The organism is Nocardia sp. NPDC056064 (assembly GCF_042266925.1).
Lineage (GTDB): Bacteria > Actinomycetota > Actinomycetes > Mycobacteriales > Mycobacteriaceae > Nocardia.
This window is the reverse complement of record NZ_JBHJWO010000001.1, coordinates 981760-1002520: the sequence shown is the minus strand read 5'-3', so window position 1 is coordinate 1002520 and position 20761 is coordinate 981760. Positions and strand designations below refer to the sequence as shown.

General features: G+C 69.8%; 25 protein-coding genes. 10 read left to right on the top strand and 15 right to left on the bottom strand.

Annotated elements, in window-relative coordinates; translation table 11 throughout:
• Nucleotides 1-11 precede the first annotated feature (11 nt).
• From ACFC06_RS04615 to ACFC06_RS04590, 6 genes are all read right to left on the bottom strand, one after another.
• Nucleotides 12-800, bottom strand: coding sequence for a hypothetical protein (locus ACFC06_RS04615; protein WP_375927848.1), 789 nt, complete (start codon nt 798-800; stop codon nt 12-14).
• On the bottom strand, nt 784-1989 hold the full coding sequence (locus ACFC06_RS04610) for a hypothetical protein (protein WP_375927846.1): 1206 nt from the start codon (nt 1987-1989) through the stop codon (nt 784-786). Before ACFC06_RS04610 ends, ACFC06_RS04615 begins: the two co-directional genes overlap by 17 nt.
• A 216-nt stretch (nt 1990-2205) precedes the next feature.
• Complete coding sequence (locus ACFC06_RS04605; RefSeq protein WP_375927844.1) at nt 2206-3099, bottom strand: bile acid:sodium symporter family protein; 894 nt, start codon at nt 3097-3099, stop codon at nt 2206-2208.
• Between the two features lie 90 nt (nt 3100-3189).
• On the bottom strand, nt 3190-3984 hold the full coding sequence (locus ACFC06_RS04600) for an alpha/beta fold hydrolase (RefSeq protein ID WP_375927842.1): 795 nt from the start codon (nt 3982-3984) through the stop codon (nt 3190-3192).
• A gap of 173 nt (nt 3985-4157) precedes the next feature.
• Entirely contained in the window at nt 4158-4751 is a 594-nt protein-coding gene (locus ACFC06_RS04595; protein WP_375927840.1) for a TetR/AcrR family transcriptional regulator, read from the bottom strand.
• A gap of 84 nt (nt 4752-4835) precedes the next feature.
• The gene (locus tag ACFC06_RS04590; protein WP_375927838.1) at nt 4836-5804 is read right to left on the bottom strand and encodes an alpha/beta hydrolase; all 969 of its coding nucleotides are present in this window, start codon (nt 5802-5804) and stop codon (nt 4836-4838) included.
• Nucleotides 5805-6110: 306 nt separating this feature from the next.
• Between ACFC06_RS04590 and ACFC06_RS04585 the strand changes: the two genes are divergently transcribed.
• From ACFC06_RS04585 to ACFC06_RS04575, 3 genes are all read left to right on the top strand, one after another.
• The gene (locus ACFC06_RS04585; RefSeq protein ID WP_375927836.1) at nt 6111-6470 is read left to right on the top strand and encodes a nitroreductase/quinone reductase family protein; all 360 of its coding nucleotides are present in this window, start codon (nt 6111-6113) and stop codon (nt 6468-6470) included.
• A 132-nt stretch (nt 6471-6602) separates the two neighbouring features.
• Nucleotides 6603-7031: a hypothetical protein gene (locus tag ACFC06_RS04580; protein ID WP_375927834.1), complete on the top strand. Its 429-nt coding sequence runs from the start codon at nt 6603-6605 to the stop codon at nt 7029-7031.
• A gap of 61 nt (nt 7032-7092) precedes the next feature.
• Complete coding sequence (locus tag ACFC06_RS04575; RefSeq protein ID WP_375927832.1) at nt 7093-7644, top strand: dihydrofolate reductase family protein; 552 nt, start codon at nt 7093-7095, stop codon at nt 7642-7644.
• Here the strand turns inward: ACFC06_RS04575 and ACFC06_RS04570 are convergent.
• Together ACFC06_RS04570 and ACFC06_RS04565 are read right to left on the bottom strand one after the other, a co-directional pair.
• Nucleotides 7641-8960, bottom strand: coding sequence for a DoxX family protein (locus ACFC06_RS04570; RefSeq protein WP_375935207.1), 1320 nt, complete (start codon nt 8958-8960; stop codon nt 7641-7643). The two genes, ACFC06_RS04575 and ACFC06_RS04570, sit on opposite strands and share 4 nt — an antisense overlap.
• 47 nt (nt 8961-9007) lie before the next feature.
• Nucleotides 9008-9610 carry a M15 family metallopeptidase gene (locus ACFC06_RS04565; protein ID WP_375927830.1) on the bottom strand — a complete coding sequence of 201 codons (603 nt, stop codon included), beginning with the start codon at nt 9608-9610 and terminating at the stop codon, nt 9008-9010.
• Between the two features lie 86 nt (nt 9611-9696).
• On the opposite strand from ACFC06_RS04565, the gene ACFC06_RS04560 reads away from it, so the two are divergent.
• Nucleotides 9697-10371 carry a response regulator transcription factor gene (locus ACFC06_RS04560; protein WP_375927828.1) on the top strand — a complete coding sequence of 225 codons (675 nt, stop codon included), beginning with the start codon at nt 9697-9699 and terminating at the stop codon, nt 10369-10371.
• Nucleotides 10364-11482, top strand: a complete 1119-nt coding sequence (locus tag ACFC06_RS04555; protein ID WP_375927826.1) for a sensor histidine kinase — start codon at nt 10364-10366, stop codon at nt 11480-11482. The genes ACFC06_RS04560 and ACFC06_RS04555 overlap by 8 nt, the downstream gene beginning before the upstream one ends.
• Here ACFC06_RS04555 and ACFC06_RS04550 read toward each other — a convergent pair.
• The gene (locus tag ACFC06_RS04550; RefSeq protein ID WP_375927824.1) at nt 11446-11796 is read right to left on the bottom strand and encodes a hypothetical protein; all 351 of its coding nucleotides are present in this window, start codon (nt 11794-11796) and stop codon (nt 11446-11448) included. The two genes, ACFC06_RS04555 and ACFC06_RS04550, sit on opposite strands and share 37 nt — an antisense overlap.
• A 119-nt stretch (nt 11797-11915) precedes the next feature.
• Nucleotides 11916-12344: a DoxX family protein gene (locus ACFC06_RS04545; RefSeq protein WP_375927822.1), complete on the bottom strand. Its 429-nt coding sequence runs from the start codon at nt 12342-12344 to the stop codon at nt 11916-11918.
• 216 nt (nt 12345-12560) lie between these two features.
• Here ACFC06_RS04545 and ACFC06_RS04540 point away from each other — a divergent pair, with 216 nt between their 5' ends.
• On the top strand, nt 12561-12878 hold the full coding sequence (locus tag ACFC06_RS04540; protein ID WP_375927820.1) for a GYD domain-containing protein: 318 nt from the start codon (nt 12561-12563) through the stop codon (nt 12876-12878).
• A gap of 355 nt (nt 12879-13233) precedes the next feature.
• Entirely contained in the window at nt 13234-14205 is a 972-nt protein-coding gene (locus ACFC06_RS04535; protein WP_375927818.1) for an Acg family FMN-binding oxidoreductase, read from the top strand.
• Between the two features lie 6 nt (nt 14206-14211).
• On the opposite strand, the gene ACFC06_RS04530 is transcribed toward ACFC06_RS04535, so the two are convergent.
• Together ACFC06_RS04530 and ACFC06_RS04525 are read right to left on the bottom strand one after the other, a co-directional pair.
• Complete coding sequence (locus tag ACFC06_RS04530) at nt 14212-14487, bottom strand: hypothetical protein (RefSeq protein WP_375927816.1); 276 nt, start codon at nt 14485-14487, stop codon at nt 14212-14214.
• A 128-nt stretch (nt 14488-14615) separates the two neighbouring features.
• Nucleotides 14616-15200, bottom strand: a complete 585-nt coding sequence (locus tag ACFC06_RS04525; RefSeq protein WP_375927814.1) for a helix-turn-helix domain-containing protein — start codon at nt 15198-15200, stop codon at nt 14616-14618.
• A gap of 106 nt (nt 15201-15306) precedes the next feature.
• On the opposite strand from ACFC06_RS04525, the gene ACFC06_RS04520 reads away from it, so the two are divergent.
• Nucleotides 15307-16692 (top strand): MFS transporter, encoded by a 1386-nt coding sequence (locus tag ACFC06_RS04520; RefSeq protein ID WP_375927812.1) that lies wholly within the window; start codon nt 15307-15309, stop codon nt 16690-16692.
• On the opposite strand, the gene ACFC06_RS04515 is transcribed toward ACFC06_RS04520, so the two are convergent.
• Complete coding sequence (locus ACFC06_RS04515; RefSeq protein WP_375927810.1) at nt 16674-16991, bottom strand: hypothetical protein; 318 nt, start codon at nt 16989-16991, stop codon at nt 16674-16676. The genes ACFC06_RS04520 and ACFC06_RS04515 overlap by 19 nt on opposite strands.
• 163 nt (nt 16992-17154) lie before the next feature.
• On the opposite strand from ACFC06_RS04515, the gene ACFC06_RS04510 reads away from it, so the two are divergent.
• Together ACFC06_RS04510 and ACFC06_RS04505 are read left to right on the top strand one after the other, a co-directional pair.
• A complete protein-coding gene (locus ACFC06_RS04510; RefSeq protein WP_375927808.1) occupies nt 17155-17571 on the top strand; it encodes a hypothetical protein in 417 nt (138 codons plus the stop codon).
• Nucleotides 17572-17639: 68 nt separating this feature from the next.
• The gene (locus tag ACFC06_RS04505) at nt 17640-18095 is read left to right on the top strand and encodes a flavodoxin domain-containing protein (protein ID WP_278262502.1); all 456 of its coding nucleotides are present in this window, start codon (nt 17640-17642) and stop codon (nt 18093-18095) included.
• A 7-nt stretch (nt 18096-18102) separates the two neighbouring features.
• Here the strand turns inward: ACFC06_RS04505 and ilvD are convergent, their stop codons facing one another.
• Both ilvD and ACFC06_RS04495 read right to left on the bottom strand, forming a co-directional pair.
• A complete protein-coding gene (ilvD, locus tag ACFC06_RS04500) occupies nt 18103-19794 on the bottom strand; it encodes a dihydroxy-acid dehydratase (RefSeq protein WP_375927806.1) in 1692 nt (563 codons plus the stop codon).
• 24 nt (nt 19795-19818) lie between these two features.
• Nucleotides 19819-20760, bottom strand: a complete 942-nt coding sequence (locus tag ACFC06_RS04495) for an antibiotic biosynthesis monooxygenase (protein ID WP_375927804.1) — start codon at nt 20758-20760, stop codon at nt 19819-19821.
• Nucleotide 20761: the final 1 nt, after the last annotated feature.

Genomic DNA, 20761 nt, shown 5'->3' with positions numbered 1-20761 from the left:
CGGAAGTGAACCTAGCGGACGGGGCGCGCCGGTGGGGGAACGGGCGGGGTCAGGTCGCTGTCGCTGACGGTGTATGTCAGCGGGGGATAGGTGAAATCCGTCTCGGTGTTCTCGCGTCGTCGCAGGGCATAGAACTCGCGTCGCTGTTCGTCGTCGGCCGTGGTGAGGGGCGCACCCCGGTGCAGGTAGGGGTGTCCGTCGCGGAAGTGGAGAACAGTCTTCGATGTCCGGAAGGTGACGCCCAGCCACTCGTTCTCCGTGGTCCGGGCGGCCGTGTCCAGCACGATCTTGTGCCGGAGGAGCCGATTCGTGGCGACCGAGAACACCACGACGCCGTGGTGTGTCAGGGGGATGTCGAATCTCTCGCCGGAGTTCTTCGGTTCGACGATCAGCGTCCGCGGCGGGAGCTCGGGATGCCGGTAGCAGGAGAAGACGGCGATGAACGACTCGTCGGCCAGATCGAGGGCCTGATCGGAATGGCTGCCCATGGTCGCGTAGGCATTGGTGTAGCGCTCGGCGAGCGCGTTGTCGAAGGCTGCCGGGAGTTCGGCGCGGGCCTGGATCCGCCGGGCCAGACGCTCGTGCACGGACGCGAAGTGCTGGGCGGGACGGCCGTAGCGCGCGGTGGTACGGACGAGCGGGATGCCGCCGGTGGCATCGACTCTGGTCAGCACGGCGCCGCGGCGGCCCTTGCCGAGGTCTTCCCAGTCGACGGAGGCGGCGAGTGCGGTGAACAGGTCGTCCTCGACCGGCAGCGGGTAGGTGACGATCCCGTCCGGGAGGCTAGATCCGGGGAGCAAGGTAGTCCCCGGTGTTCATGCTGAAGCGGAACCGGTCGCCGTAGTCGATGAAGGACACGGACCGGTTCTCCTCGGCGTAGAGCTCGCGCAGCGCGTCCATGCCGTCCTCGGTGGGCGGCTCCAGCGGGATCAGGCCGGTACCCGGGTCGAGGAAGGTGCGGCCGTCGCGGTGCACGGCCTCGGTGGTCGAACAGCGCACCACATAGCCCAGGCGGGTCGGCAGCAGCGCGGCGTCCAGCGTCGACGGCCGGATCTCGTGGGTGTAGAGGCGATTGGTGGACAGCGGTATGAACAAGACCGAGCCGGGGTAGAGGGTGACGCTGAATCGTGCCGGGAGGCCGGTCTTCTCGGCCGGATTCTTGAGGCGGAAACGCAGGCTGGTGAGCCCGCTGACACCTCGCACGCCGTAGTCGAACGGGTCCTCGGGCAGGGGCTCGAGCTCGTCGAGGCCGTCGTAGAAGGTGCAGAAGGCCATGATCCCGTCGACGGGCATGTCCTTGGTCTTGTCGGCGTGGGCCGAGATCTTGGCCTTGGACTGTTTGCGCTCGGCCGTGGCGTGCGTGTTGTGATAGATCTGCGCCAGCACGTGATTGAGCGGGGCATGCCCACGGAAGATGGTGTCGGCCTCCTGGTTCAGGGACTCGACGATGCTGGTATCGGTCGCGCGGAAGGTCTCGGTCGGGCCCGAGAGATTCGTGGAGCAGCGCAGCAGGCGGAAACGCAGATCGTCACCCTCGCGCGTGACGGGCGTCAGATAGATCCCGGTGCGATGTGCTGTGCCCGTCTTGGTGGATTCGGTCAGCGACTGGAACGTGTGTTCCGCGCTGATCCGGCCGAAATGGTCGTCGTCGAGGTCGAAGAACCGGCGATAGTGCACGCCAACACCGTGCACCCGAACCGGCACCCGGCCCGCGTCGACGCGCGACCACGAATCCTCCGCGGCGACACCGTGCGACAGCTCGCGGATCACCGACACCCGCGCGGCGGACCGCAGCGAACGGCCGCTGATCGCCGACAGGTCACCACAGAGGTACACGGCCTTTCCCGCGAGATCGACGGAACCGGTGGCGAGATCCACCGGCCCCATCACCACTCCGGGGAAATCCCGGACCACCGCACTGTCGCGCATCTGCGCGGGCGCCACCAGCACACTGCCCGCCGCATCGATCCGAGCCTCTGCCATGGACATCGAGCAGTCCCCCCGTCGTTCCCCGACCTCACCGTGCGCCGACAGCCCGCCCCTGCACTGTGTTTCGACACGCGAGAACCAGTCTGCCGTTCGCAGATTAGCGGATCTACTCGTCGCGGTGTTCGGCTGCGCCGACGGCACCCTGCGGGTCTCCCTCGGCATGGACTGTGGGAACTGGACTGGGAGCACACCTTCGGGTGAACCGGCCTGCCGTCATCAGTGCACGGCGGGTACCCGGTCCACGGAATCGTCTGCCGCCCGGTCGGTTCGGGTGATCAGGAAACCGAAGGCGGCCGCGAGGACGTACATCAGCACCGAATAGACGGCGGCGGGGATCGCGGCCTCGGAGCTTTCCAGGACACTGAGCGCGATGGTCATGGCCACGGCCGTGTTGTGGATGCCGACCTCCATCGACGTCGCGATCGCCTGGGGGCGGGCCAGCCGGAGCAGGCGGGCGCCGGTGTAGCCCAGGGCGAGGCTCGACAGGCAGAACAGGGCGGTGACCAGGCCGACCTGCCGCGCGTAGTCGGCGACATCGTCGCGTTCGGCCACCAGCGCGCCGACCGAGACCAGGGCGAGCACGCCGACGGAGAAGATACGGACCGGCCGATCCGCGGCGGTCGCGAAGGCGGGGGAGAAGCGGCGCACGATCATGCCGATCGCCACCGGCGCCAGCACGATCGCGATCACCTGCACCACCTTGCCGAACTGCAGGCCGACTTCACCGTCGGCACCGAAATAGCCGATGGCGAAATTGGTGATGATCGGGACGGTGATGGCGGCCAGCACGGCGTTGATCGCGGTGAGCGTGATGTTCAGGGCCACGTCACCGCGGAACAGGTGGCTGTAGAGATTGGCGGTGGTGCCACCGGGCGACGCGGCCAGCAGCATCATGCCGATGGCCAGCAGCGGCGCCAGGTCGAACAGTTCGATCAGGCCGAACGCGAGCGCGGGCAGGGCGAACAGTTGCAGGGCCAGCGCGACCAGCACGGCCCTCGGTGAGCGCCCGATCCGGCGGAAGTCACCGATGGTGAGGGTGAGGCCCAGCCCGAACATGATGATGGCGAGCGCGCTCGGCAACCCGATGGTGATCAGGGCGGAGGATTCCATTGGTCAACTCTCGATTCTCGGAGGAGAGCGCAGACGCGCGGCGGGGAGGTGGTCGCCCACGCCGCAATGTAATCGCCGCTTACATGACTGTCAAGCGACCGTGGCGACGGCCTTCCACCACGTCACGACGCGCTCGACGACAGGCTCCGGAGTGCGGACCCATTCGATGTGCCCATTGCTCGCGCCGGGCGGAACGTCTGTGGCGCGGTAGTCCCAGCGGGTCGCCGCACCGGGCTCGAACAGCGTGCGGGCGAAGTCGTCGATGCCGGATTCGGGTGCCAGGGAATCGTTTTCCAGCGCGATCACCAGGGCGGGGATGTCGATGGGGCGCTGCGCCGGGAACGGCGGCCGGCCGGTGAGCACCATGCGGGCCCACTCACGCATCATGGTGCGCGCACCGGGGGCGCCGAACGCGGGCGGCGGAAGGTAGCCGAACGCCGCGGTCAGCGCCGGGATCATGGCGGCCATGGCGGCGACGTGCAGGCCGTATCCGGCGAAGTGCCGGTGGTGCGGGAGGCAGCCGCCGATCGTCACGAGCCCGTCCACGCCGGGGTGGTTGATCACGTGCCCGGCGGCGAGCTGGGCGCCGAGGCTGTGGCCCAGCACGATCACCGGTCGGGTGGGATGGTGGCGGCGGAGCTGGGTCACCGCGTCGGTGATGGTATCGATCTCGTCCGCGTAGGACCAGTCGTGTGCGCGCGCCGCGCGGGGCCCGCCGCGCTCGAACCCGCGGCGCGGCAAGGCGTGTGCGTCCCAGCCGTGCTCGCCGAACGCGCGGACCACCGGGGTGTAGAAGCGGGAGCCGATGGCCATCGCCGGTGCGATCAGGACGATGGGAGCCTCGCTGTGCGGGTCCATCGATGCGCCGATGTCGGTGCTGGTCACTCTGTGCTCCTCGGGGTGTTCACGCTGTCGACCGCGCGCTGTGGAACCCCTAATGTAAGCGCTGAGTACATCGACGGGGGCGGGCGGGTCCTCCGGGAAGCCGGATCGCCCTGGCTCCTGCGGGTCCGGATCTCGGTGCAGGTCGCGCTGTGATGCCGACGTGCAGCTGGTGGCTACTCGTCGACGGCCGCGGCGGGGCGTAGGTCGAGGATCGAGTTGATCGTCGCGCGGACCCGGTCGGTGAGTTCGCCGGGCGCGCCGACATCGAACTTCCCGTGCAGGTACAGGAAAGCCAGGCCGTGCACCAGCGCCCACATCGCGGTCGCCAGCGCTTCCTCGTCGGACTCCGGAAAGGCTTGCCGCACAATCGATCGCACGTATTCGTGGATGGCGGTGGTGGCCGCGACCCGCTCGGGGCTGGTGGGGTCGCAGGGCTCGGAGAACATGGCGCGGAAGAGCCCGGGACGTTTCAGGGCGAACTGGATGTAGGCGACAGCGATCGCGGTGAAGTCGTCGGCGTTTCTGGGCGCGGGGTTGGCGGCGACGAGATCGGCCGCGAGTTCCCGGTATCCGACCGCCGCCACCGCGGCCAGCAGGGCGTCGCGGTCGGCGAAATGCCGGTAGGGCGCCGCCGTCGAGACGCCCGCGCGGCGCGCGGCGGCGCGCAGGGAGAGCTCGCCACCGTCCTCTTCGAGCAGCTCTACTGCTGCGCGAACGAGCGCGGCCGGGAGGTCGCCGTGGTGATACGGCGCGTTCTGCGGTGCCATGGAGTCAATTTAACAACCGCGTGCCGACAGCGATCCGCCTGTCGAGCGGTTCGGGCACCGCAGAACGCCGAATCGAGACCGGGATCAGTTCAGCGCCGTCTTCAGCGCGTCGATGGCGAGGGCACGGGCGACATTGGCCGCGCGGGTGTCGCGCAGGCTGTCCAGCAGCAGGAAATCGTGGACCATGCCGGCGACGCGGACGGAAGTGACGTCGACGCCGGCCTCGCGCAGTTTGTTGGCGTATTGCTCGCCTTCGTCGCGCAGGACGTCGGCTTCGTCGGTGATCACCAGCGTGGGAGGCAGCCCTTTCAGGTCCTCCAGTGAGGCTTGCAGCGGGGAGGCGTACTTTTCCGCGCGTTGGGTGGGGTCGGTGGTGTAGGCGTCCCAGAACCATTTCATGCCGTCGCGGGTGAGGTAGTAGCCCTCGGCGAACTGCAGGTAGGAGGGGGTGTCGAAGTCGGCGTTGGTCACCGGGTAGAGCAGGACCTGGGCTTTGAGGTCGATGCCGCCGCGGTCTTTGTTCATGAGGGCGAAGACCGCGGACATGCAGCCGCCGACGGATTCGCCGGTGACGGCGATGCGGCTGGTGTCGAGTCCGTGTTCTGCGCCGTGTTGGAGGACCCATCGGCCTACGGCGTAGTTCTGTTCGACCTGGGTGGGATATCCCTTTTCGGGCGCCCGGTCGTAGACGGGGAAGACGCCGGCCGCCCCCGCGCCGACGGCGAGTTCGCGGAAGAGGCGGTCGTGGGTTTTGTCGTCGCCGAAGACCCAGCCGGCGCCGTGGATGTAGAACACGACGGGCAGGGAGCCGGTGGCGCCTTTGGGGCGGATGAGGCGGGTGCGGACGGTGCCCCATTCGCCGGCGTCGACGTCGACCCATTCCTCGTCGACGTCCGGGCGTGCCACGCCTTCGCCGCTCTGCAGGTCGACCAGGATCTGGCGGCCCTGTTCGGGTGGGACTTCGTAGATGCGGGGGTGCGGATCGGTCGCCTCGGCGAGCTCTTTGGCGGCCGGTTCGAGGTAGGGGGTGATCGGGGGCGGAAGCGCGGTCATTCGTCTCTCCCTTGATGAAGGTCAAGCCGCGGACCGCCCGCCACTGCGGGCGAAAAGTCGACTACGGCAGCTTCTTTCGGCAGGTGGAACACCGGGAACCAACTTCTGGCAGTTGGTGATTTGCTCGACTGTTGCCACTATTCCCCCTCGGCGACGGGGGTGTCAAGGACCATTGTGATCACCGTCCACATTGCTCGGAATCACGGCTCGATGGGCCGGAGTGTGCGGTGCGAGAGGGGTTGTCGACAACAGATGTTATTGTTGTTTACATAAATCGAGACCAGCTGATGTATACGATGCTTACAGGTGCTGGCGAATCCCTTCGGCATGCCGGTCGTCGAACTGCGCACCGTGGGACGCAAGTCGGGTCAGCCCCGGTCGTGCTACCTGACCAGCCCGGTGCACGACGAGCAGCGGGTGGTGCTCGTGGCCTCCAAGGGCGGCGACGACCGCGACCCGGACTGGTACCGGAATCTGCGCGCCACGCCCGAGGCGGAACTGGTGATCGTCGGTCGGCGCCGGAAAGTGCGTGCCCGAACCGCGACTTCCGCGGAGAAAGCGGTGCTGTGGCCGCAGATCACGGCCGCCTACAAGGGTTATGCGAACTATCAGAAGCGCACGAGCCGAGACATCCCGGTGGTGATCTGCGAGCTGCTCGGGGAATAGCCGTGCCGACGGCGACGGGCGGCGGGGGCTTCGTGCAGAATGTGATGGTGGATGTTGGACCGAGGACGGAGTTCGGGGTGCTGGTCGCAGTGAGATCGATGGGTGTCGCGACCCCTGTCCGCGGTTAGTTCGATGTCGGATCACGATGCGGGCCGCTACGACGCCGTCGAACGGCTGCGCCGGAAGTGGGAAGAGGCCAAGGCCGAGGACAACGGGTCCAATGTGGTCCGGTTGCCGCGGCGGCCACGGCGCGGCAGGCACGATATCGGCGACGCCCGGCAGCGGCCCTGGGGGTCAGGGGCCGTCGACGATCCGGCGCCCACCCGGCCGGTGACCCGCGCGGAGCTGGAACGCGAATCCGGATCATGGCTGGCCGCCGCGGCGCCGCCGGAGGACGGCGAGCGGGAGAACACCGTGGTCGACTTCGAGGAATCGCGGCGTCGACGCGCCGATTCCGGGGCCAGGGCCGTGCGGCCGAGGGTGATGCCGCGCAGAATCGACAACGGCGAGAAGCGTCAGGGTGGCGAGAGCGATCCGGCGCCCGGCGGACCCGGCCGATAGTCCGCGTCGCCTCCTGATCGGACACCGATGAGTTTCGGACGCGGAGGAGGTCTACACGGGTATGAGGAAACTGATCTACGGGATCGGCGTGTCCCTGGACGGCTACATCAACGACCGCGACGGCAAGATCGACTGGACCGACCCGGACGACGAACTGCACCAGTTCCACAACGACCGCTACCGCGAGCTCGAGATCGCGCTGCACGGCAGGCGCCTCTACGAGCTGATGGCGGAGTACTGGCCGCACGTGCCCGCGGACGCGCCGCCCATCCAGCGCGAATTCGGGGAGCTGTGGACCGCGAAACCGAAGGTCGTGTTCTCGCGCACGTTGCCGGAGGTCGAGTGGAACAGCACCCTGGTCACGGACAATGCGGTCGAGCGGGTGCGCGAGCTCAAGGCAGGCGGCGACGGGATCATGGAGGTCGGCGGCGCGAGCCTGGCCGCCGCGCTCATGCCGCACGGGCTCATCGACGAGTACCAGGTCTACGTCTCGCCGATGATCCTCGGTGGCGGCACACCCATGTTCCCGCCGCTGGATCAGCGTATCCCGTTGCGTCTGGTGCAGACGCGGCATTTCGCGACCGCGGAGCTGCTGCGCTACGTCGTGGCCTAGCGGAAGTAGGGGTAGTCCTGGATCCAGTGGAAGCCGCGGCTGCGCAGGGTGAAGCTGTCCGGGTCGACGCGCGCGAGGGTGATCTCCACCGGACGGTCGTGCAGGGTTCCGCGCAGGGAGAGCTGGTCGGTGCCCGGCCGGTCGGTGGTGAGTGTCGCGAAGGGCCGGGTCGCCGCCTCGGCGGAGAGTTCCAGGTGTCCATCGGGTAGGAAGCCGGATCGGACGGTGATCAGTTCGCCGTTCATGCGCTGGTAGGTCGCCGTGCCGGGGCGATCGAAAACCAGGCGCTGCCACCGGGTTTCGTCGGTGGTGAGCGGCGCGACCGCCGCGCCGTCGAGGACGAACGCGCGGACCTCCCAGATTCCGTACAGCTCGGAGCGGGGGCTGGCGGCACCGTATTGCTCCTGCCAGACGACCCAGCGGTCGTAGCCGCTGCCCAGGGCGACCCAGAGGCCGAGTGCCGCCACGAGCCAGGCCGCGCGGCGATTCCGGCGCGCGTCGGCGAACAGGGCCGGTGCGCGCAGGGGGCCACACGCGCGTTGCCGCAGGAACAGGTCGGTCAGTTGACGCACATACGGGGCGAGCAGGATCAGGCTCATGACCAGCAGGTGTCCGGAGAGCAGTTTCTCGGGGATGTCGAAGGTCAGGTTCAGCAGCAGGATCTGCGCGGTACTCGCCAGAGCCAGCGTGGCGCCGAGCACCGCGGTCCGGGAGACGAACAGCAGCAGCCCCGCGACGACCTCGACCGCGCCGAGGGTCATCTGATAGGCGGGGGAGCCGCCGACCTGCAACCACAGCACCGAGGCGGGGCTCAGCTCGCCGTAGGGCTGGAGCAGTTTCGCCAGACTCGGCGCGGGCATCTGGGTGGGGATGAGCTTGGCGAACCCGAACCCGATCATCTGCCCGCCCAGACACAACCGCAGAAACAAGGTGAACCAGGCCGACAGCCGCGGGGCGCGGGTGCGCGCGTCCACGGCCGCGACTACGGCAACAGCTTCGAACAGGCCGCCGCCAACGAACGCAGCATCGACGGCCGTCCAGACGGCGGTGGCGACCGTGGCGACGAGCAGCAGGCACAGCACCAGGACCCAGACCGCGGTCTGGTCACCGGCACCCGAATCCGTGCGCAGGGTCGCGTCGACGCCGAAGAACGCGCGCCCCACCCAGCCGGTGAGCGGGTCGGTGAACGGGATGTTCCACGGCCCCGGGTATTCGCGGATCCAGCGGCCCGCGATACCGAGCAGCGCGAACGGGATATAGGTGGTGAGCAGGCAGTACAGGCCGAAGTAGACGACGGCGAACCGGTACGCGACCATCGACGGGCGGCGCCGGTTCGGTTGCGCGACCGGGGTTTCCGTCTCGATCACCACTGCATCCTCGGGTCTTCGGTGGGGTCGGCGTACGGGTCGGGGCAGCCCTGGTCGACGGCCGACGGGCGCAGTTCGTAGTACCAGGGTTCGTTGGCGTAGGTCTGGCACAGGCCGTAGGCGGCGCCGTGGCGCGAGAGCCACGTCGTGGCGGCGGTGGGGCCGAGGTCGACCGCGTCGCCGGAGACGTGCGCCGAGCGGTCGGGGGTGGCGACCCACCGGGCCGCCTCGGTCTCGGAGCCGTACTTCGCGACCGCCTCCCGCAGGAGCCGGCGCTGGTCCGCGGCGGTGCGCCAGCCGCTGGTGACGACGACCTCGACGCCGTCGGCACGGGCATCGGTGGCCGCCTGCCGCAGCGCGGCGAGCAGAGTCGGGTCGAGGTTGGTGACGGTCGGGATGTCGTCGGTGAAGACCGTGGCGCCGGGGGTGTCGTGGGGTGCGTCCAGATGGAGATCGACGAACGGTGTCTTCTCGAGGGCGAGGGAATCCGGCAGCCGGTCCGCGACGATCACGGCCGTCGCCGCGACGGACGCCACGACCGCGGTGCCGATGATCCAGCGGGCCCGGCGGCCGGTCTGTGCTGGTCGGTGAGTTCTCATGCCCCGAGTCAAGAACGGCGAGTGTTGCCGGGCCGTATGCGGTTTTCGATACGCGGACCATATGTACCGGTGCCTAGCATCGGGGTATGCGTGTGCTCATCGTCGAGGACGAGCCCTACCTGGCCGAGGCCATCCGGGACGGTCTGCGCCTGGAGGCGATCGCCGCCGATATCGCCGGTGACGGGAACACCGCGCTGGAGCTGCTCGCCGTCAACAGCTATGACATCGCCGTGCTCGACCGCGACATCCCCGGCCCGACCGGCGACGAGGTCGCCGCGCGGATCGTCGCCTCCGGTCGTGGGACGCCCATCCTCATGCTCACCGCCGCCGACCGGCTCGACGACAAGGCCAGCGGTTTCGAGCTCGGCGCCGACGACTACCTGACCAAACCGTTCGCGCTGCGCGAGCTGGTGCTGCGATTGCGCGCACTCGACCGCCGCCGCGCCCACCACCGGCCACCGGTGCGGGAGATCGCGGGTCTGCGGGTGGACCCGTTCCGGCGCGAGGTCTATCGCGACGGCCGCTACATCGCGTTGACCCGCAAGCAGTTCGCGGTGCTCGAGGTGCTGGTCGCGGCCGAAGGCGGCGTGGTGAGCGCCGAGGAACTGCTGGAACGGGCCTGGGACGAGAACGCCGACCCGTTCACCAACGCCGTGCGGATCACCGTCTCGGCCTTGCGTAAACGCCTGGGCGAGCCGTGGATCATCGCCACCGTCGCCGGAGTCGGCTACCACATCAGTGCGGACGCGGGGCATGGCTAGGGCCCCGGGTCTGAGCGTGCGGCTCAAGCTCACCCTGAGCTACGCGGGATTCATCATGGTCGCGGGCGCCCTGGTGCTGGCGGCCGTGCTCGTGTTCTACCTGTACTTCCTGCCCAACGGCTGGATCTATGCCCCGACCGGGGAATTCCTGATCGACCGTTCGCTGCTGCTGCGCTCCTTCGCGCCGTTCATGGCGGTGGCGCTGCTGTGCCTGCTGGTGTTCGGGCTGCTGGGTGGCTGGCTGCTCGCCGGCTGGATGCTCGCGCCGCTGGCACGCATCACCGCCGCGGTCGGGGCGGCCGCGAACGGCTCACTGGCGCACCGGATCCGGCTGCCGGGCCGCCGCGACGAACTGCGCGATCTCGCCGACACCTTCGACACCATGCTGGCCCGGCTCGAAGCACACGTCGGCGAGGCACAGCGCTTCGCCGCCAACGCCTCCCACGAACTGCGCACCCCGCTGGCGATCACGAGAACGCTGCTGGAAGTGGCCGCCGCGGATCCCGGCCACGACAGCGCCGAACTCGTCGAACGGCTGTCGGCGGTCAATGCCAGAGCCATCGACCTGACCGAAGCGCTGCTGCTGCTCAGCCGGGCGGGCGGGCAGTCCGCCACCGAACTCGTCGACCTGTCGCTCGTCGCCGAGGAAGCCGCCGAAACGCTGCTCCCGCTCGCCGAAGGGCACGGCGTCACACTCGATACCACCGGCGAGCGCGCCCTCACCCTCGGTTCACACGCCCTGCTGCTACAGCTGACGACCAATCTCGTGCACAACGCCATCGTCCACAATGTGCCCGAGCGGGGCACGGTGTGGGTCGCCACCGGCACCTACCCCGGCGGTGTCGCGCTCACGGTCGAGAACACCGGGCCACCGCTGCGCCCGGAGCTCGTCGCGATCCTGGTGGAACCGTTCCAGCGGGGCTCCGATCGTGCCCGTGCCCACCACACCGGCGTCGGTCTCGGCCTGGCCATCGTCGACAGCATCACCCGCGCGCACTCCGGGACGCTGACGCTCACACCGCGCGCGGCGGGCGGACTCCGGGTCACCGTGTGCCTGCCCGCGCCCGGCCGGGCTCAGTTCGGGAGCGTGCCCGCGCCGATGGCCAGGTAGGCCGTCATCGAGACGAGCAGGAACCAGCCCGCGCCCTGCCACGGCCGCCAGCTCCGGTCCGCGCGGAACCGCAGGAAGGTCTGCACGAGTGCGCCCAGACCACCGGCCAGCAGGACGAGGGCGGGGCCGAAGAGCACGGCCGTCTTGGCCGCGTCGTCGCACAGGCGCGACTCCGCGGCCGCGCAGGCGTCCCGGTTCGCCGCCCACACGGTGGCGAGTACGCAGACCACCGCGGCCACCGCGATCACCGACAGGCCGTAGATCACCGCCTGCCGGAAGGTCCGGTCGCCGGGTTCACGCAGGTCGTCGGCCAAAACGGGCACCTCCCGGGCACTGGGCTGCGGGTCTTCCTTCCATCAGAGCACAGGACACGCGAACGCGCGACGATCACCGGACGTGGGGTCCGGTGATCGTCAGCGCGCGGGTCGGGTGGTCACCGCGTGCGCGCGGGGAGGGTGCCGCGGCGCTCGTAGGCGATCCAGGCGAAGATCGCGGCGAGCACCAGCGGGAAGATCGCCATCTCGGGATGGCCCGCGATGAACGCCTGGGTGGCGGCGGCCAGCACGGTGAGCACCGACAGCCCGGCGGCGGCCAGGGCGCTCAGGCGCGGCACCATCAGGCCGATGCCGCCGGCGACCTCCACGACGCCGATGAAGACCAGCAGCCCGAGCGGGATGGTGAGATTCTCGGGCGGGTTCTCCATCAGGGTGCGCGGGATGACGAGCTTCGGGCCGCCCGAGGCGATCACGAAGAACAGGCCGAGCACGATCTGCAGGGTCCACAGGACGCGGTTGCGGATCTTCCCGGGGCGGTAGGTGGTGGTGTCGGTGAGGGCGGAGGCGGTGGCGGTGGCGGTGGTCATGTCGTGTCCTTCGGATCGGTGCGCCGGGTGGGTGGCGCGGTTATCGGTTAGGACGGGGCGTCATCGCGGAATTCATCGGCGGGGGCGAGGAATTTCCGGCGGGCGGGTATCACCGCAGTTGCGGAGGCGCATCGAAGCGGCGACGGCCCCGTTTCCCGGCGCCCTGCGGGCCTAGGCTCGGCCTGGCCCCGATCGACTCAGCCGAGGAGGTTCGTCATGCCGAAGTACCTGTGGCGCGTCAGCTATCTCCAGGACGGGGCCGAAGGGCTCCTCGCGCAGGGCGGCAGTGCACGCCGTGCCGCGATCACCGAGATGGTAGAGAGCGTCGGCGGCGAAGTGGAGGCCTGTTACTTCGCCTTCGGCGAGGACGACCTGTTCGTCATCGGTGACGTCCCCGACGATGTCGCCGCCGCCGCGCTCGCCATCCGCACCGCGGCCGCGGGCGCCGCCGTCTCACACACGATCGGCTTGCTGACACCGGAACAGGTCGACGAAGCCGTCGCCAGGGAAGTCACCTACCGGCCACCCGCGTAACCGATCCGGAATTCCGCGATATCCGGCGCTGAATTTTCCGGAGTGGCACAGCCCATACCGGACGAGCAATGGTGTCCGGGAATACGTGCTGATGCTGTTCGCCCTGGCCGGGGCGGTGCCGGTGTTCGGCGCCGGTGCTGTTTCGGTGGACGGAATTCGGTGAGTGTGCTCACAGGAAATAGTCCTTTCGCGGTGCCGATCCGGTGTTCTACCGGTGCTACCGCGAATTCGGCACGGCGAAGTTGAGAATTGTCTGTGTATTCCGGTCCGGGCTCTCCGGAAGCATTCAGTAAGGTCGTTCATGGTGACGGCCTGACGATGCGGCCGCGTAGGGGAGTCGGAAGGAGTGCGGAGAATGAGTCGTTCGGGGCCTGGATACGACGCGTGCCGGGACGCGATCGAACTCGCCGTGCGTGCGCCGTCGGTGCACAACACCCAGCCCTGGCGCTGGCGGGTGGGCACGGACCGGGTGGACCTGTTCGCGGACTTCGGGGCGCGGCTGGCGGCCACCGACCCGCTGAATCGCGCGCTCATGGTCAGCTGTGGCGCGGCGCTGCATCATCTCGATGTCGCCTTCGCCATGCTCGGCTGGCGCGCCGAGATCCAACGCCTGCCCGATCCCGATAGGCCCGACCATCTGGCCACCGTCCGCCTCACACCCCAGGCCCCGACACCCGCCGACATCCGGCGGGCCGCGGCCATCCTCGAGCGCCGATCCGACCGGCGCCGATTCCCCGGGCCGCCGGTCGCCCCCGCCGACCTGCGTGCGGTCTCGCGCTGCGCCAGCCGGTACGGGTCGGCGGCCCGCCACGTCCCGGACCGGCTGCTGCCCGACCTGGCCGCGCCCATGCGCCGTGCCGCCGTGCGGCACGCGGCCGACCCGGAGTACCTGGCCGAGCTCGCCCAGTGGAGCGGCTGCCACGGCGCCTCCATCGGGGTGCCCGCCCGCAACGCGCCCGCCGCCCGGCCGTCCGACGACATGCCGGTGCGCACCTTCGCCGGCACCGAACTGCGCGAATTCACCGACGCGCCCGATTCGGCGCGCTGGCTCGTGGTCTGCACGCCCAGCGACCACCGGCTCGCGCAGTTGCGCGCCGGCGAGGCGACCAGCGCCATGCTGCTCGAGGCGACCGCCCGTGGGCTGGCGACCAGCCTGCAGTCCGAGCCGCTGGGCATGCTGGACCTGCGCGACGAGATCCGCTCCACCGTGCTGCAGCGCTGCGCCTACCCCCACGTCATGATCCGGGTGGGCGCCATGCCCTACGCGGCGGCGCCGCTCGAGTCGACGCCGCGACGCCCGGTCGACGAGGTCCTCGACGCCGCCTGAGGCCGCCTAGCTGTCGAGGTGCAGGGCCGGGACGCGGATGACCGCCCACACCGCGAGCGCGGTGGCGGCCAGCACGTGCAGCAGATAGGCCGTGCACACCGGCACGATCCCGTACTCGGCCATCCACTGTCCCAGCGGAATCAGCGCGACGAGGTCGGCGGCGAGCATGAGCAGCGCCAGCAGCAGCGCCGGTGGCGCCCACGCGGGCACCGGTTCCGCTGTCCCGGGCGGTGTTTCGGCTGCGGGGGTGGTCGCTGGAATCGAGCCGGGGCGAGCGGGCATGTCGGTGACCATGGCGTCCTCGGGATTCGGTGCGGGTGCCGCGGATTTGCTGACCTGTCACATGTTCGAGACGACGCCCGATCCGGATCGGTCCCACCGGGAAAGACCTCCGGCCCAGCCGCCCGGGATCACGGCAGCGGTCGGTCCGGCGGCCGGACGACCCGCGCGACGGGCTTGTGGCCGTGCGGACCGAACAGGTGCAGGATCTCGACGGCGTCGCCCTCGGGTCCGAACCAGTGCGGGATCAGGGGATCGAACTCGGCGGTCTCGCCCGGGCCGAGCAGGTGTTCGTCGTCGCCGAGCAGCAGCCGCAGCGTGCCCGCGAGCACGAACAACCAGGCATGGCCCGCGTGGGACACCAGGCGCGGTTCGCGGGGGCCGAGTACGTGTTTGAAGACCTGGACACGTCCCGGGTAGCCGGTCAGCGGCACCACGACCCCGCCGCTGGCGTGGTGGTGCGGGCGCAGGTGCATGCGTGGATCGCCGGTGTCGGGTGCGGCCACGAGCTGATCCAGCGCCACCCGGTAGAGCTTGGCCAGCGGGAGCAGCAGGTCGAGAGTGGGCTGGCGGTGGCCGGTCTCCAGCCGGGACAGCGCGCTCACCGACAGGCCGGTCCGCGCGGCGACGGTCGCCAGGGCGAGTCCCCGTTCGCGGCGCAGTGCCCGCAGCCGAGGGCCGATGGCCGCCACGATCTGCGCCGTCTCCGCATCCATGACGCCATGTTTGCAGATTCCGCAAAACTGCTGGGACTGCCGGTTGTCCACTCGGCACCATCGACGCGACCCGGCGAGCGGCCGGACGTGGTGGAGAGGTGGTCCGGTGACGGAGACGATGACGGCGGGGAGGCCCGCGCCGAGCGCGCGCAGACGGTGGACGGTGCTGGCGACCTGCGCGCTGGCCCTGTTCCTGGTGGGGCTGGACACGACGATCGTGACGGTGGGCCTGGCCGAGATCGGCCACGGTCTCGGCGTGGAGCCCGACCGGCTGGCGTGGGTGGTCGACGCCTACACCGTGACCTTCGCGAGCCTGCTGATCACCGCGGGTGCCCTGGCGGACCGCTTCGGCAGGCGGCGGGTCTTCCGGATCGGGCTGGTCGTGTTCGCGACCGCCTCGCTCGCGTGCGCGCTGGCGCCGTCGCTGGGATTCCTGGTCGCCGCCCGGGTGGTCCAGGGCATCGGCGCGTCGATGCTCACGCCGGTGGCGCTGGCGATCGTGGTGAACGCGATGCCCGATCCCCGGGAGCGGGCCAGGGCGATCGGTGTGTGGGGAGCGATGTTCGGGCTGAGCATGGCGGTGGGCCCGGTCACCGGCGGTGCGCTGATCGCGGTGCTCGATTGGCGGGCGGTGTTCTGGATCAACGTCCCGGTGGTCGTGGTGGCGCTGCTGCTGGTGCGCGCGGTGGTGCCCGAATCGCGGGCGCGACGGGCGCGGCCGGTCGACCTGCCCGGGCAGGTGCTGCTGGTCGCATTGCTCTGGATCGCGGTGGCGCTGCTGATCGAGGGCCCGCGTCTCGGGTGGACCGCGCCGGTGGCGATCGCCGGGTACGCGCTGCTGATCGCGCTGACGGTCACGTTCGTGCGGGTGGAGTCGCGCAGCCGGGCGCCGCTGATCGAACCGGGCCTGTTCCTGGTCCCGCGCTTCGCCGGGGCCATCGTGGGCGCGGTCGCGGTCTTCGTCGCCTTCAGCATGACCCTGCTGCTGACCACCCTGTTCCTGCAGGGCGCACAGGGCTGGAGTCCCGCCGCGGCCGGTGCCGCCACCCTGCCGATGGCGGTCGCCGCCACGGTCTGCGCGCCGCTGTCGGGATATCTGGTCGGACGGCTCGGCCCCCGGCTGCCGCTGCTGCTGGCGGGCGGCTGCCTCGGACTGGGCGGAATGCTGCTGCTCGGGCTCGGCGCCGGGATGAACCTGCCGCTGCTACTGGTCGCCTACCTGCTGATCGGAGCCGGGGTGGGTTTCGCCAACGCGCCCATCACCGACACCGCCGTCGGCGGACTTCCCCCGGAACGGGCCGGAGTCGCCGGGGGGACGGCCTCCACCGCCCGCCAGCTCGGCATCGCCCTGGGGGTCGCGCTGGCGGGCAGCCTGGTCGCCGATGTCGACCCCGGCCGGTTCGCGGCCGCCGCGGTGCCCGGCTGGGTGATCGTCGCCGTCTGCGGCGTGGTGCTGCTGGTGGTCGCCGGGTCCTACCGGCGCGCGTCCTGACGCAGCGCGGGCCGCGCCATCCAGTCGGGGCTGTCGATCGTGGCGACACGGACCTCGCCGGCGATCTTCTTCAGCACCCCCGGCTCGAAGAGCTCCCGTGAACTGCTGGTGATCGTGCCGGTGGTGTCGAGCACGGCGCCCCAGCGATCGGCCAGGTGCGCGTTCACCGCGTCGACCACCTGACTGCGCACCCGATCCCAGCTCAGCGCAGGGGGAATGTCGTGCACGGTTCCGGTGCACAGCCAGTCGTCCAGCGTCATCCCGAACAGTTCCGGCCAGTCGTCGGTGTAGGTGGTCATCGCGCTCCTCGTCGTCGGTTGCCCGACGATCGTAGGCCCGTCATCCGAAATCGACAGCAGGGCAGGGGTATTCGCGCGACTCGCGTGAGGTGGGTGTACGTGGGGGATACGGGTGGTACGACTGTCTGGACCGGGTTCAGCCATCCAGAGGGAAGGAACGCTCATGTCGCTCGGCGGGAAGAAGCTTCGATCGGTGGTCGTCACGGCGGTGCTCGCGGGGTCGGGACTGGCGGTGGCGCCGGTCGCCGCGGCCGAATCCGGACTGCTCGGGGACGCGATCACGCTGACCAGTGCGGGGGTGTGCGTGGGGCACATCCACTTCGAGACCGTCTTCGGGACGGAGACCCCGTACTTCGGCCTGGTCAGCGCACTGCACGGGCTCGGGCCCTGTTCGGTCGAGGCCGCGGTGCACTGGCGCAATCTCGACACCGGTGCCGGCGGCACCGTGCGGCACCGGATCTACGGAACCGGCGGCACCCAGATCGAATTCGATCCGGGGGCGGGACACATCACGGGCACGATCACCACCGACGCGCCGCACAAGCCGGGATCGTTCGAGTTCCAGCGGCAGACGCCGTAGGGAATCCCTTGCGGCCGAGGGCGCGCTAAGGTAAGCCTAGGCTTATCCGTCGCGTGAAAGGAATCTCCTTGTCCCTCGTGATTCTGTTCGGGTCCGAACTCGGTACCTCCGAGGCCGTGGCCGAGCACCTCGCCGATCAGGTCGCCTTCGACGGCGCGGTGTCGGTGTACGACATGGCCGACTTCGACCCGCGCGATCTGGACGGCGTGGAGTTCTTGATCGTCGTCTGCTCGACCTACGGCGACGGCGAACTGCCCACGGCCGGTGAGGCATTCTTCGACCGCGTCGAGATCGTGCGGCCGGATCTCACCGGCCTGCGCTTCGCGGTCTTCGGCCTCGGCGATTCGGTCTACGGCGACACCTTCAACCGCGGTGGCGAGCTCGCGGCCGAGAAGCTCGCGGCCCGCGGTGCGGTGCAGGTGGGCGAGCACGCCCGCCACGACGCCTCCACCGAGATCAAGCCGCGCGAGCTGGCGAGCCGCTGGGTGCGGACCCTGCCGATCCGCACCCTGATCGCCTCCTAGGCGCCGGTCAGGCCGTGACGGCTCCGTGCGCGGCCGAGCTGACGAGCTTGCGGTACTTGGCCAGCACTCCCGAGGTGTACTTCGGCGGGAGCGGCTCGAAACCCACCGCGCGGGCGGCGAGTTCGCGCTCGTCGACCTCGACGTCGAGACGACGGCCCGCCACATCGAGGACGATCGGGTCGCCGTCGCGGACGAAGGCGATGGGCCCGCCGTCGACGGCCTCGGGCGCCACGTGTCCCACGCACAGGCCGGTGGTGCCCCCGGAGAAGCGGCCGTCGGTGAGCAACAGGACGTCCTTGCCCAGGCCCGCGCCCTTGATCGCACCGGTGATGGCGAGCATCTCGCGCATGCCGGGTCCGCCCTTGGGGCCCTCGTAGCGGATGACCACCACATCGCCCGCGACGATCGTGCCGTCCTCGAGCGCGTCCATCGCGGCACGTTCGCCGTCGAACACGCGGGCGGTGCCCCGGAAGACGTCGGAGTCGAAGCCCGCGCTCTTCACCACGGCGCCCTCGGGGGCCAGCGAGCCGTGCAGGATGGTGAGGCCGCCGGTGCGGTGGATCGGGTGGTCGAGCGGCCGGATGACCTCACCGTCGAGGCCCAGCTCGATGCCTGCCAGGTTCTCGGCCATGGTCCGGCCGGTGACCGTCATGACGTCACCGTGCAGCAGCCCCGCGTCCAGCAGTGCCTTGAGCACCACGGGGATTCCGCCGACCTTGTCGACATCGTTCATGACGAAGCGCCCGAACGGCTTGAGATCACCCAGGTGCGGCACGCGTTCACCGACCCGGTTGAAGTCGGCGAGGGTCAGGTCCACCCCGGCTTCGCGGGCGATGGCCAGCAGATGCAGCACCGCGTTGGTGGACCCGCCGAGCGCCATGACGATGGTGATGGCGTTCTCGAACGCCTCCATGGTCATGATGTCGCGCGCGGTGATGCCGCGGCGCAGCAGCCCGACGACCGCCTCACCGGACTTGCGCGCGTACTCGTCGCGGCGCCGGTCCGGGGCGGGCGGGGCGGCCGAGCCGGGCAGGCTCATGCCGAGGGCCTCGGCCGCCGAGGCCATGGTGTTGGCGGTGTACATGCCGCCGCACGCGCCTTCGCCCGGGCAGATCGCGCGCTCGATCTTGTCGACCTCCTCGCGGCTGATCAGCCCCTTGAGACAGGCGCCGACGGCCTCGAACGCGTCGATGATGGTGACGTCGCGGCCGTCGACATTGCCCGGCATGATCGACCCGGCGTAGAGGAACACACTCGACAGGTCCAGGCGCGCGGCCGCCATCAGCATGCCCGGCAGGCTCTTGTCGCAGCCGGCCAGCAGCACCGAGCCGTCCAGGCGCTCGGCCATCATCACCGTTTCCACCGAGTCGGCGATGATCTCGCGGCTGACCAGCGAGAAGTGCATGCCCTCGTGGCCCATCGAGATGCCGTCGGACACCGAGATGGTCCCGAATTCCAGCGGATAACCGCCCGCGGCGTGCACGCCTTCCTTGACGGCCTTGGCCAGCCGGTCCAGCGACAGATTGCAGGGGGTGATCTCGTTCCAGCTGGACGCGACGCCGATCTGCGGCTTCGCCCAGTCCTCGTCACCCATGCCGACGGCGCGCAACATGCCGCGGGCGGCCGTTTTCTCGAGTCCGTCGGTGACATCACGCGAGCGGGGCTTGATATCGACCGGCTTGTCGGTGTCGTGTGCCATCTGGTCAGCCTACGGGCCGGGCGATCACGGCAGCGTCCAGAACACACGCGTCACCGCGTAGAAGAACGCGGCAGCGAGGGTCAGGAAACCGAGCGAACAGATCAGGCCGGTCACTTCGGTGCGGGGATCGTGGCGGCCGGAGGTCATCCAGAATCCCAGCGCGCGGTTGACGATCGGCATCACCACCCAGGTGAGCAGGGCGACCGAGAGGATATTGCCGACCAGCAGACTGATCCACAATGGCGCGTCCGGCCACATCTCGTCGATGGCCAGCGTCAGGATCACCACCGTCGGATACAGGCCGACCAGGACCGACAGGGCGGTTTTCCAGGCCGCGGGGCCGTTGTCCTCGGCGGCCGGACCGGGCGGAAACCACGAGCCGTAGGGATTGGTGATGCGGTGGACCTCGAAATCGCGGAAGTCCGGCGCGTCGGCCAGTAGTTCCCGGCGTTGCGGTGAATCGAGCCAGCGCTGGAGATTCTCGGCGGAGGTGAACGAATAGATGGCGGTCCATTCGTTCTGCACGCCCGGAATCGGCCGGTGCAGCGCGGACCCGCGAAAGCCGGGAAAGGTGCGTTCGGCCTCGGTCATCCGGTCCTGCCAGGCCAGGAATTCCGTTTCCCTGGCGGGCGCGACCGGATGCGAGACCACGACGGTCGCCACCGCGTCGTCGGGTTCGTCGACCAGCACGTGCTGGGTGGACGGCTGTGCGAACAACCCGCTGCCACGGGCCAGGAGTTCGTCGCGGGTGTCGGAGCCGAGCCAGTGTTTCAGGTGGTCCAGGTCGTCGAAGCGGTACACGACCGACCAGGCCGATCGCGCGTCGCCGGGTGGGGTCACCTCGGCGCCGAGGAAGCCCGGACACTGCGCGGCGGCGTCGTTGACCTGTGCCTGCCAGCGCTGGAACTCGGCCTCCCGGTCGGGTCGCAGGTGCTGGGTGATGACCACAGTCGCCGGGGCGGACATC